The sequence below is a fragment of the Oceanospirillum sediminis genome (genome assembly GCF_014164585.1).
Lineage (GTDB): Bacteria > Pseudomonadota > Gammaproteobacteria > Pseudomonadales > Halomonadaceae > Oceanospirillum > Oceanospirillum sediminis.
Window position 1 is genome coordinate 59092 of sequence record NZ_JACJFM010000007.1, and the last position, 12381, is coordinate 71472.

Consider the following 12381-nt stretch of genomic DNA (forward strand, 5'->3'; position numbering starts at 1 on the left):
GGTCAGACTTAATCGGTCAGCTCAAGCTCACAGTCCGACCCCATATGGCCGGACTGTCCGGCGGACCCCGCCGCCAGAAGTCCTGAGTCTGCCAGCAAGCTTTCAAGATCGTCCAGCCGTAACGGACGGCTGAAATAAAACCCCTGTCCCAGTTGACAACCGTTGTCAGTCAGAAATTCAGCCTGAGTCAGATCCTCAATGCCCTCAGCGACCACATTTAACCCCAGCTGCTGCGCCATCAGGATCACCGCTCTGGTAATCGCACAATCATTCTGATCGTGAGGCAGATCCTGAACAAAAGCCCGGTCCACTTTCAGTACATCAATCGGCATCTTTTTCAGATACGCCAGAGAAGAATAGCCAGTGCCAAAATCATCAATCGCCAGGCTGACACCAAGCTGCTTCAGCTCATCCAGCATAGGCAGCACAGTATCCATATTCTCCATCAGCATACTTTCAGTGATTTCCAGTTCAATCAGTGCCGGATTAACCCCGGTTTTACGGAGAATATCGGCTACATTCTGAACAAACAGCGGGTCCTGGAACTGACGCACAGACAGATTCACTGCCATTTTCAGGGGCATACTCAGCGATTGTTGCCAGCTGACCACCTGGTAACAGGCCTGCTCCAGAATCCACTCACTCATAGGCAGGATCAGTCCGGTTTCCTCTGCCAGCGGGATAAACTCACCCGGTGGAATCATGCCATTTTCCGGATCATGCCAGCGAACAAGGGCTTCAACCCCCATCACCTTACCGGTATCCAGATGAACCTTTGGCTGATAGTAAAGCTCCAGCTCATTATCTGTCAGGGCATTACGCAGCTTCATCTCTTTATGCAACCGGTCTACTGCCTGATGATTAAGTTCCTCAGAGAAAAACTGATAACCACACCCTTTGGCTTTTTTCGCCCGGTACATGGCCAGTTCAGCGTTACGCAGTCCGGTTCCGGTATCACTGGCATCATCCGGCAACATCGCAATGCCAATACTGGCAAACATATTCAGGGTATGAGGCCCCAGTTTGACGGTACGGATAAACTGGTGCACCAACTGTTCCAGCCAGTGATCCATAATCAGGTCACTTTCAAAGTGTTTGAGTATGGCAAACTCATCCCCACCAAGACGAACCAGAATATCCTGATCACTGACCACCACCTTCAGACGATGAGCGGCTGTTTTGATCAGGCGGTCTCCCATTTCATGTCCCAGAGAGTCATTGATGCGTTTAAAATCATCCAGATCAATATAGATCAGAGCGGTTCTGTCTGGGCGGTTGCGGTGTCCGGCGTGCTGAATAAAGAATTTATCCAGAGCATCCAGCAGATACTGACGATTGCCGAGGCCAGTAGTCGGATCAAAAAACGCCAGCTGCTGGATCTTACGGTCTGTTTCCCGTTGCTCAGTCAGATCCTCAGCAACAGCGACCACACAGGATATTTCATCATCACCATCCATCACCGGAGATACCGACATGCTGCTCCAGTAGACTTCACCATTTTTACGCCGACAAAGCAGCTCACCATGCCAGCTTTTACGCTGTTTCAGGCTTTCTGACAGCTTGCTGCGTACCTCATAGGAGGTACGTCCAGCCGACAGAAAGTCCACATGCTCTCCAACCACATCCTGAGAGTTAAATCCTGTAACCCGGGTGAACTGTCGATTTACAAATTCAATCTTATGGCTGGAATCAGTCAGCATCACAATGCTGCCACTCTGGTCCAGAGCATTGGACAGTTTGATCAGGTCCCGTTCAGCCTCCAGACGATCGGTAATATCATGCACAATGGAGTAAAGCAGTTCGCGGCCCTGATAGCGGATCAGGCCACTATGAACTTCAACATCCCTGACGGAACCATCACTAAGCCGATGTTTAAAAACGAAGTGACTTTGACCACCGTCTTCAGCCTCGGTAATCGCTTGTTTTAACTGTTCATGAGACAGAGTATTGATCCGGTTGATATGCATTTTTTTCATATCAGCCCGGCTATAGCCATAGAAAGTACAGGCCGCCTGATTAGCATCCACAATCAGCCCTGTCGCCGGATCAAGCAGGAACTCAACCACCTGACTGCCTTCAAACAACGCCCGGTAGCGCTGTTCACTTTCTACCAGATCAGCTTCCTGAGTTTTTCTTTCCGTCACATCAATCAGATAGCCGATAAAACATTCAGGATGACCATTCTGGTCCCGCTGAATCATGGTGTAATCCATTACCCAGCGAACAGAACAGTCGCGGCAGTAAATACGATAATCGGCATGTTTAAAGTGGGATTCACCAGACTCAACGGCACGATTGACTTCATCTTCAACCCTGGCCAGATCTTCCGGATGCAGCAGATCAATAAAACGGACCTTGCCGGAAATCAGATCCTCTGGCTGATAACCAAAGATCTCCTTTACATTCTGGCTGGCATAAATCACAGGCCAGGGATTATCTGGCTGAGATAGGGTGCTCCACTTAAATATTGCCACAGACCCCGTATCAAACAGGCTGGCATCAATAACAGCGCTGGGTTGCTTATCCATAGCCGCTCCGGCGGGTTGTTGTCCCTTGTAATTATTGTTCATCGCTCCGAGTGTACCGGACTATCAGGACTGCCTAGGCTACCCTAAATAAAAAAGCCCCTGCAAGAGGGGCTGAAAAGATTGAGTAAATAAAGTGTATTACGACTGCAACCACTGATCCAGTGCAGCAATATCTTCTGGCTTCAGAACACCTGCGGCCTGTTTCAGCTTAATAAGGCTGACAATATAGCTGTAGCGAGTATCCAGATAAGCGGTTTCAGCCGTATAAAACGCCTGTTCAGCCTGCAGAACATCTACAATGTTACGTGTGCCTACCTCATAACCGGAACGTGTTGCTTTCAGAGCGCTTTCCGATGAGATCAGCGCCTGACGACGAGCCTCCACCTGCTGCACACTGGTGGTAACCTGAATATAGTAGCTACGGGCATTCAGAGCGGCAGAACGCTTTTGCAACTCCAGAGACTGTGCGGCCTGATTCAGGGCGTGGCCTACTTTGCGAATATTAGCGCTGGTGGAACCACCAGTATAAATCTGCCAGCCCATCTCTACACCCAGTGCCAGGTCCGTCAGACTGGTTTCCTGAGAGGTATCCTGATACTGATGAGCCAGAGAAGCTTTCGCATCCACAAATGGTTTCAGTGCCGCTTTAGCCACCCCTACACTCAGTTCTGCCGCATCTTTTTGCTTATAAGCTGCTTTGACTTCCGGGCTGTTATCCAGCGCCAGATCAATCCAGTACTGCACACTGACAGGCTTAGGCGATGCGACAGGAAAATCTTCAGATAATGCGTTCAGGTTATCGTAGCTTTTACCAGTGATCAGCTGCAACGCTTCTTCACTGATCAGCAGATCACCTTCAGCGCCAATCCGGGCTGCACGGGCCGCATCATAAGCCGCCTGGGCTTCATTCACACCGGTGATAGGAATCAGGCCAACTTTAAATTGCTGCTGAGCCTGTTCCAGCTGGCGGTTAATCGCCTTTTCCTGTGCCAGAGATGAGTTCAGTGTATCCTTCGCACGCAGTACCGCGAAAAAGGCTTCTGTTACCCGGACAATCAGATCCATTTCAGAGGAGGCATACGTCAGCTCAGCCTGCTCAGTCGAGGCTTCAGCAACACCAATCTGGCGTGACTTGCCTTCGTTATATAATGGATGAGTGACATTCAGGCTGGCAGATAGTGAATTATAGCCAGTGCTGATGTTATTACCGGAGCTTTTACCATCTCTTTCATTGCGGTTCAGACTACCTCCGGCTGATACGCTGGTACGCATACCGGCGCGGGCAATCTCTTCATCCTCATATACAGCTTCCAGCTGAGCTTTAGCAATTTTCAGCTGCTGGTCATTCGCCAGAGCGTCCTGGTAAATATCGGAAAGGTTACTGGCCTGAGCATTTAAGCTCAGAGCTGTAATCACGGCCGCTGAAAGAGCGGTAATTCGTCGCATAGCCTGCTCCTGCACATTTTTAACCGGCAGAAAGACAGCAAAAATAATGCTGCCCTATCTATTTAAGTAGAAACTAATTTAACTGATTTCGGAATACGGTTGAAGCGCTATCTGTTAAAGCGTACCTGACTGACCACTCCGAGAAAAATCCCACGGATTAACGACGGGGTCTCAGTGTGTCAGAGCGATCAGCCAACACTCAAACGGTATAATTAATCGAACAGGGCAGAAGTGATTGTTTACCCTCAGTGCCCAAAAAACAGATTCGGCCTGAACCTGCCTGTTACGAAAATACCTTTATACAACAATTGCTTCAGCTATATTGTCTGACTTTGTCAGAAAATCATACCGGCCAGTCTAACAGAGTTAATAACAGACTATCGCAGAAAAAAGGTTAAAAATAAGTTAACCGGATATTAACAACTTATCGTCAGGCTACCATTTTCACCTGTCGAACCAGAGTTTCGCCTAACTCAGGTGCAGTGGCCAGTTCATAAACCTGCTTCACATCAACGGGTTTCACTGCTGTCACCTGCTGAATATGAGGATAGGTATCCGCCAGTGCCCTCAGATAACTGTAATAACCACCGTAGCCTTCCCGCATGGATTCACCAAATGCACTGTTTACAACCATCGCTGTACGGCGCTTCTTCGCATCGGCTTCCAGCCCTGCCTGATTCATATCTATCTGATCATTGGAATCATATCCCTGCAGATCATCAGTATGAATCGGGGTGGTCAGAATGCTGAGCAACATAGAGAACTGCGCCCCCTGAGATTTATGCAGGGCCTGATTAAGCGACCTGGTAACCTCCTGGGACTGTTCTAACTGATTAATAATTTTCATAGCCGAACCCCAGCCGCCCACTTCGATTCAAAGCAGGCTGCATCAGAATATTGCCGACACCAGAGATTCAGTGCCGTATCATCTGATTTCGGCAAAAAGTTGCCTTTCTTTAATTTATGACGGCAATCGACTGCCTGCCAGAGCGGCAAATAACCACCGGATTTCTGTTACTATCCACTTCTCTTTACACTTATTTCTTACGGAAAGACTGGACAGCCTGATGCTGTCTACCTAGACTCACTGCAAGTCTTGACGGGGTGCGATGGTTGGCTGAGATCGCTGCGCTGCAGCGGAACCCGAAGAACCTGAACTGGGTAATTCCAGCGTAGGAATCGAGAAATGTCTCTGACAGAAACTGACTGATCGTCAGCCATTACACCGCAGAGACACCAGATACTGATCAGTAATATACCGGGCCCGGAAACCGTATCCGGCAGTGTATGTTGCTATCACCGCCAGCCGTAGCCTTGTCACCACTGATTTACTGCCAATACCCGATAACTATCTGACCGTGATAAAGGTATCTGCTATGTCGTATACAAATGGACATCTGAAAGAAACCGCTCAGGTGGATGAGCAATCCGTCCAGCCCTTCCCCAATTCAAAAAAGATCTATATCGAAGGCAGCCGCCCGGATATCCGTGTCCCCATGCGCGAAATCAGCCTTAGCCCAACCACAGGCAGCTTTGGCAATGAAGAAAATGAGCCACTGCGTGTATACGACACGTCAGGCCCTTACACCGACCCTGAAGCCAGCATTGACGTACGTAAAGGTCTGAACCCTCAGCGTAACGCCTGGATCGACGAGCGTAACGATACAGACGTTCTGTCGGAGTTATCCTCTGACTATGGCCGTATGCGCGAAGCAGATCTGTCACTGGAAAATCTGCGCTTTGATCTGCAGCGCAAGCCGCGTCGCGCCAAAGAAGGCAAAAACGTTACCCAGATGCACTACGCACGTCAGGGTATTATCACGCCAGAGATGGAATACGTTGCCATCCGTGAAAATATGAAGCTGGCAGAGATGCGTGAGCAGCTGCAACTGAACGAACAGCATCCGGGCCATTCTTTTGGTGCCGCGATTCCTCAGGAAATCACCCCTGAGTTTGTCCGTTCCGAGATCGCCCGTGGTCGTGCGGTACTGCCTGCCAATATCAACCACCCGGAAATCGAGCCGATGATTATCGGTCGTAACTTCCTGACTAAGATTAACGGCAATATCGGTAACTCGGCGCTGGGTTCTTCTATCGAAGAAGAAGTGGCCAAGATGACCTGGGGGATTCGCTGGGGTGCAGATACCATTATGGATCTGTCTACCGGTAAGAACATCCACGAAACCCGTGAATGGATCATCCGTAACAGCCCGACCCCGGTAGGTACAGTACCCATCTATCAGGCGCTGGAAAAAGTAAACGGCGTGGCTGAAGATCTGACCTGGGAAGTGTTCCGCGATACCCTGATTGAGCAAGCGGAACAGGGTGTGGATTACTTCACCATTCATGCCGGTGTACGTCTGGCTTATGTGCCTCTGACCGCGAAACGTATGACAGGTATCGTCTCCCGTGGTGGTTCCATCATGGCGAAATGGTGTCTGGCACACCATAAAGAAAGCTTCCTGTACACGCACTTCGAAGAGATCTGCGAGATCATGAAGGCCTACGACGTGACCTTCTCCCTGGGTGATGGCCTGCGTCCGGGTTCCGTGTACGATGCCAACGATGAAGCGCAATTTGCTGAACTGGAAACCCTGGGTGAGCTGACTAAGATCGCCTGGGAGCACGACGTTCAGTGCTTTATCGAAGGTCCGGGTCACGTGCCGATGCACATGATCAAAGAGAATATGGACAAGCAGCTACGTGAGTGTGGCGAAGCGCCGTTCTACACCTTAGGCCCTCTGGTAACTGATATTGCACCGGGTTATGACCACATCACTTCTGGTATCGGTGCCGCTATGATCGGCTGGTACGGCTGTGCCATGCTGTGTTACGTAACGCCAAAAGAGCACCTGGGTCTGCCGAATAAAGATGACGTTAAAACCGGTATTATCACCTATAAGATTGCGGCCCATGCGGCGGATCTGGCTAAGGGCCACCCTGCGGCTCAGGTACGTGATAACGCCATGTCCAAGGCGCGTTTTGAGTTCCGCTGGGAAGACCAGTTCAATATCGGTCTGGACCCGGATACAGCCCGAGCCTACCACGATGAAACCCTACCGAAAGAATCTGCGAAGGTCGCTCACTTCTGCTCCATGTGCGGACCTAAGTTCTGCTCCATGAAGATTTCACAGGAAGTGCGTGATCTGGATGAAGCTCAGGTCGCTGCCATTAATGCTAAGGCGGAAGAAGGCATGCAGGAAAAGTCAAAAGAGTTCCTGGATACCGGTTCTAAGATCTACCACGAAGTGTAACTTCGTGATAGATGTGCAATGCTGCTGCCCGCGATTCCTGCGAACAGTAAAATGACAGCGGATTGGATGATCTCTTGCCAGCATCCAGTCCGCAACTCTCAGTCAGCTTTCCGATTTAAATTTCAGAGCTGTCAGAGCTAAACTGTTTCATGATCACCGAAACTGACTGAGGATCTCATCCATAGACAGAATTGCTTTATTATCATAACGCTCCGATAACAGCTCCTTCAGGCAATTCAGGTTACGCATATATGCCCTGTCTTCCGTGGCCATCACCGCCAGCTCTCTGGCCCGTTCCTGCTGTAATGCAATATTTTCTTTCTGCTTCTTTTTCTGTTTGTCATAAAGCATCTGATAGACAAACATCATGGCCGGGTTATCATGCAGAAAGTCTTCTTTCTGATACTCTATAGCCTCAATTTTCTCTGTCAGGTTATCACACAGTGCCTGCATCATCTCCTCAGGTACTTCAGCAGGGCCCTGCTGAACATGCTCAGTATAAATCGTCAGAATATGGATGATATCCCCTGCTTCCCTGGCAGCCAGTAGCTCTGACATGGTTTCCTGCTTAATCGCTCGTTTAGCCGGGTCAGATTCCCGATCCGGATGTAAAGCCTGTGCCGCTTTACGAAATAGTTTTGCCAGCCACTTATCCACTCCCTGATGTCTGGCATCATCCGTTAATGAACTCTCATTGTCAGCTCCGGGGCTCTTGTCTTCATCAGATGTTTCCACTTTGTTCTGGCCACCTGCCTGCTGCTTTGTCTTCTCCCTTTTCTGCTCGGAAGTAAAACCAAACAGATCATCCTGTTCATCCCAGTCTTCATCCTCATCATCCGGAAAACCCTCTCCAAATTGTTTTTCCATCATTTCGCGAAGACGTTCTTCCAGATCACTGATCAACTCTTCTTCATCTTTCTCAGCTCGTTCTATATCTTCTTTCGAATACCCTGATACCTGATAAAACACCTCTGTGGCTTTCTCAGCCAGTTCTCCTGCTCTTTCCGGCTTAACTGCAGCAATAAGCTCAAACAACTCATCCAGCCAGCTATCAATCTCTTCTCTGTGCCATTTTGACAGACTCTTACGTCCCGATAACTCAATTAATCTTTCTGCCAGGGCTTCTATAGGCGTGCAGCTTTCTTTCATAACAGGGAGAACCTCTGCAACATAACTGTGTCGCAGGTTCTCCATATCTGTCTGAAAGGTTTTAAAACTTCGCTGTTCTCTCTCAAGCGTTTTGCTCAAACGTTCAAATTCTTTCTGAAGGCGGCTCTGAGCAGAATTCAATTTCTTTTTTTGGCTTTTTACTGTGATAAGTGTCATTGGCTCTCCCTTCAGGTTTAAGGCTTTATCAAGAAGTTAAGTGTAAGTTTCTGACAAACCAGATGAAACAGAAATCTGTTTTTCTCCTCTCTGCGTATAGAGTGAAACTTTGATTCAGACTCAAAATATGCCTATGGATAAAAAGTCGTTGAAAATACTGATCACCGGAGCCAGTGGGGGCATTGGTCGGGAATTATTGCAGTTGATCGCCTGTGATCACCCCGATGCCAGCATTACGGCTACCTGCTACTCTAATCTGCCTGTTCCTGTCCCGTCAGACACTGTTCAATGGGTGCAAGTTAACCTGACCGAGGAAGATCAGGTTAAAGCCCTGGCGGAACAATTCGATCATCTGGACTGGCTGATTAACTGTGCGGGGATGCTGCACACTCCGCATCAGGGGCCTGAAAAAAGCATTTCACAATTCGATGCTGATTTTTTTCAGCACAATTTTCAGGTTAACACTATGCCTACCCTGCTACTGGCTAAACATTTTGCTCCTGTCATGAAGACCAGTCAGCAAGGTATATTTGCTACTATCAGCGCCCGTGTGGGCAGTATAAGTGATAATCACCTGGGAGGCTGGTACAGCTACCGGGCCTCAAAGGCGGCGCTGAACATGGCACTGAAGACACTGAGTATTGAGTGGGAGCGAACCCATAAAGGTGTGTGTGTCGCTGCACTCCACCCAGGCACGACAGATACGGCCTTGTCTGAACCCTTCCAGAGAAATGTACCTGTGGATAAACTCTTTTCTCCTTCTCAGACAGCGGCTTATTTACTGGCAGTCATCAACCAGCTAACAGCAAGAGAGAGCGGTCATTTCTGGGCATGGGATGGCCAGAAAATCCCCTGGTAGAGACATAGAGGATGCAATGACAAAGCACCTGATTCAGACACCCCATACGGTTACGATAGAAGCGTCACCTGCTCGCCGTGGTCTTTACTGTTTCAGTCAGGACCTGCGTTTGCAGGATAATCCTGCCCTTAATAACCTGATTAGTCAGACAGACGAAATACTTTTTATTTACATACTGGACCTACAGGCATTTCGTCAGAATAAAAATGGTTTCGCATCTCTGGGTGGCCAGCGCTGGCGCTTTCTGAAAGAGAGCCTACTGGCTCTGAAAGCCAGTCTGCAGCGCTATGGACATGATCTGCACCTGCTATCCGGTAACCGATACAGTGTATTATCTGAACTTTGCCAGCAGTATCAGATCAGCACCCTGGCAGGTAGCTATAACAGCGGTCTTGATGAGTACAGAGACTGGCAGCAGTTACAACAGATTCCAGAGACGTCTATTCAGATTATTCATCAGAATGCTCTGTGGATAAAAGAGCAACTACCTGACCATCTGTTAAAACTCCCCAGGCAGTTCACTCCGTTTCGTCGCCAGATGGAAGCCCTGACGGTATCGGCACCGGTTACTCTTAAAGAGGGTCTGCAGCATATACGTCCATTACCACCTCCGGATCACTTAATCCAGGTCTCCAACTGGCCTGATAGCCCCGAACCTCATGGTCATGCGCCTTTTTCTGGCGGGGAAGATCAGGGCTGGCAGCAGCTACACCGTTATTTCTGGCAAACACGACAACTCAGTGATTATAAACAGACTCGCAATGAGCTGGATGGCTGGCAGAACTCTTCCAGGCTGTCTCCCTGGCTGGCTCTGGGATGTTTATCACCACGCCAGGTCTGGTCTGATATTGAACAATACGAGGCCCAGATCTGTTGTAACGAATCAACTGGATGGCTGAAACAGGAGCTATTATGGCGAGAGTTTTTTTACTGGTCTGCACACAGGTTAGGTGCTGACCTGTATCGCCCCGGAGGAGAACGGCACAAAAACCTGCTCACCAGTTTTTATCCACAACGTTTTCGCAGCTGGCGAGAAGGCTCAACCCCATATCCTTTAGTGAATGCCTGTATGAAACAACTGAACAGCACCGGTTTTTTATCTAATCGGGGACGTCAGATCGTCGCCAGCGCACTGGTCAATGAGCTGGCTGTAAGCTGGCATTACGGAGCAGCTTATTTCGAAAGCCAGTTATTGGATTATGATCCGGGCAGTAACTACGGTAACTGGCAGTATATTGCAGGCGTAGGAGCCGACCCAAGAGGCGGTCGCCATTTTAACCTTGAGCGTCAACGTGCAGCTTATGATCCGGATAATCACTTCATCCGAAAATGGCAGGGTGATACCACTATGGTCGAAGACACCATAGGGATTGATGACTGGCCGATTCGATAAAAATCACGATCCAATATCACTTTATTTCTGTTTTAAAGAAGATCGCAGACATTTCTCTGTTTACCAGTCACATTCAGTGTTTCTCATCTTTCACCGGAACGTCTATCCTTGCTATCTGAAACAATGCTGCAATGCACAACAAGAAAAATAATCGTCCTGCAACCTGTTCAGAACCTAAAAGGAGAGACCCGCTATGCTCTACAGAATGCACCACACGTACAGCCAGATGATACAACCGGTACACCTCTGGGCGCAGGCCTGGCGTAAGCAGCTGACATTGCCATGGAATCCTTTGCGCATCACCTGGACAGGTCGCACGATGACCGCTGCAGCGGAACTGATCGAACGCTGTACAGATAACTATGAAAAACCTGAATTCGGCTTCCGCTATACCACTGTTAATGGCGAAAAGTACCGTATTAACGAACAGATCAGTCATGGCCTGCCATTCTGTAATCTGCTGCACTTCAAACGTGCCGGGCTGGAGGAACCCCAGCCTAAAGTGCTGATTGTAGCCCCGATGTCCGGTCATTACGCAACCCTGCTGCGCGGTACTGTTGAACAGTTCCTGCCGGATCATGAGGTTTATATCACAGACTGGGTGAACGCCCGTGAAGTCCCTGTTTGCGAAGGAGGTTTCAGTTTTGATGATTACGTCAGTTATCTGATTGAATTCCTGCATCATCTGGGACCGGATACCCATATGATTGCCGTATGCCAGCCCAGTGTTCCAGCGATTGTTGCTACATCAGTAATGGCGGCTGAGAACGATCACTGTGCACCTGCATCTCTTATCCTGATGGGTGGTCCGATTGATACCCGCGTCAATCCGACAGAGGTTAATGATTATGCCTCTGGCAAAGACTATGAGTGGTTCCGGGACAATGTGATCTGCACCGTACCGAAAGGCTTTACCGGTGCCGGTCAGAAGGTTTATCCGGGCTTTATTCAGCTATCCGGTTTTATGAGTATGAATATGGATAGCCATGTCAGCAAACACTTCCGTTTCTTTGGTGATCTGATCAAAGGAGATGGCGATAACGCCGAAGCACACCGAAAGTTCTATAACGAGTATCTCGCCGTTATGGATCTGCCTGCTGATTTTTATCTGGATACGATCAAGAAAGTATTTCTGGAACATCAGCTGCCCAAAGGTGAGATCACCTGGCAAGGTAATCTGATCCGTCCGGATCTGGTCAGCCGGACAGCGCTGATGACGATTGAAGGTGAAAGCGATGACATTACCGGTATGGGGCAAACAGAAGCAGCCCATAAGATATTGTCAGGCCTGAGTGATGAGCAACGTAAACACTACGTTCAGCCGGGCGTAGGTCATTACGGTATTTTCAACGGTCGACGCTTCCGTGAAGAGGTCGCACCGGAAATTAAAGCCTTTATTCAGCAACACCGGTCCTCTGCGGTCCCTATCTCTGCAACAGAAATGCCCGGAAACAGCTCTCCTGTAACTGAAATAGTGGAAGCTGTGGAAGCTGTGGAAGCTGTGGAAGCTGTGGAAGCTGTGGAAGCTGTGGAAGCTGTGGAAGCTGTGGAAGCTGTGGAAGCTGTGGAAGCTGT

General features: G+C 49.1%; 8 protein-coding genes and 1 riboswitch. Of the genes, 4 read left to right on the forward strand and 4 right to left on the reverse strand.

All coding sequences use genetic code 11. The annotated features are described in order from the left end of the window. Window positions 1-8 precede the first annotated feature (8 nt). The 3 genes from H4O21_RS07475 to H4O21_RS07485 all read right to left on the reverse strand — a co-directional run bounded on the left by H4O21_RS07475 (window position 9) and on the right by H4O21_RS07485 (window position 4821). On the reverse strand, window positions 9-2570 hold the full coding sequence (locus H4O21_RS07475; protein WP_182808230.1) for a sensor domain-containing protein: 2562 nt from the start codon (window positions 2568-2570) through the stop codon (window positions 9-11). Between the two features lie 96 nt (window positions 2571-2666). Continuing rightward, window positions 2667-3974, reverse strand: a complete 1308-nt coding sequence (locus H4O21_RS07480) for a TolC family outer membrane protein (protein ID WP_182808231.1) — start codon at window positions 3972-3974, stop codon at window positions 2667-2669. 430 nt (window positions 3975-4404) lie between these two features. Continuing rightward, a complete protein-coding gene (locus H4O21_RS07485; protein ID WP_182808232.1) occupies window positions 4405-4821 on the reverse strand; it encodes a hypothetical protein in 417 nt (138 codons plus the stop codon). 243 nt (window positions 4822-5064) lie between these two features. Further along, window positions 5065-5170: riboswitch (TPP riboswitch) on the forward strand. A gap of 180 nt (window positions 5171-5350) precedes the next feature. On the opposite strand from H4O21_RS07485, the gene thiC reads away from it, so the two are divergent. After that, on the forward strand, window positions 5351-7228 hold the full coding sequence (gene thiC / locus H4O21_RS07490) for a phosphomethylpyrimidine synthase ThiC (RefSeq protein ID WP_182808233.1): 1878 nt from the start codon (window positions 5351-5353) through the stop codon (window positions 7226-7228). A 153-nt stretch (window positions 7229-7381) separates the two neighbouring features. Here the strand turns inward: thiC and H4O21_RS07495 are convergent, their stop codons facing one another. Beyond that, a complete protein-coding gene (locus tag H4O21_RS07495) occupies window positions 7382-8377 on the reverse strand; it encodes a hypothetical protein (RefSeq protein ID WP_182808234.1) in 996 nt (331 codons plus the stop codon). Window positions 8378-8681: 304 nt separating this feature from the next. Between H4O21_RS07495 and H4O21_RS07500 the strand changes: the two genes are divergently transcribed. From H4O21_RS07500 to H4O21_RS07510, 3 genes are all read left to right on the forward strand, one after another. After that, window positions 8682-9413, forward strand: a complete 732-nt coding sequence (locus H4O21_RS07500) for an SDR family oxidoreductase (RefSeq protein WP_220495556.1) — start codon at window positions 8682-8684, stop codon at window positions 9411-9413. Window positions 9414-9429: 16 nt separating this feature from the next. Beyond that, on the forward strand, window positions 9430-10806 hold the full coding sequence (locus H4O21_RS07505) for a DASH family cryptochrome (protein WP_182808235.1): 1377 nt from the start codon (window positions 9430-9432) through the stop codon (window positions 10804-10806). 193 nt (window positions 10807-10999) lie between these two features. After that, the coding region (locus H4O21_RS07510) for a polyhydroxyalkanoate depolymerase (protein WP_182808236.1) at window positions 11000-12381 on the forward strand (1382 nt) is incomplete at its 3' end.

What these genes read in the sequence shown, in the direction of transcription:
- H4O21_RS07475 (WP_182808230.1), bottom strand. Translation starts at nt 2,570, where the DNA reads ATGAACAATAATTACAAGGGACAACAACCCGCCGGAGCGGCTATGGAT.
- H4O21_RS07480 (WP_182808231.1), bottom strand. Translation starts at nt 3,974, where the DNA reads ATGCGACGAATTACCGCTCTTTCAGCGGCCGTGATTACAGCTCTGAGC.
- H4O21_RS07485 (WP_182808232.1), bottom strand. Translation starts at nt 4,821, where the DNA reads ATGAAAATTATTAATCAGTTAGAACAGTCCCAGGAGGTTACCAGGTCG.
- thiC (WP_182808233.1), top strand. Translation starts at nt 5,351, where the DNA reads ATGTCGTATACAAATGGACATCTGAAAGAAACCGCTCAGGTGGATGAG.
- H4O21_RS07495 (WP_182808234.1), bottom strand. Translation starts at nt 8,377, where the DNA reads ATGAAAGAAAGCTGCACGCCTATAGAAGCCCTGGCAGAAAGATTAATT.
- H4O21_RS07500 (WP_220495556.1), top strand. Translation starts at nt 8,682, where the DNA reads ATGCCTATGGATAAAAAGTCGTTGAAAATACTGATCACCGGAGCCAGT.
- H4O21_RS07505 (WP_182808235.1), top strand. Translation starts at nt 9,430, where the DNA reads ATGACAAAGCACCTGATTCAGACACCCCATACGGTTACGATAGAAGCG.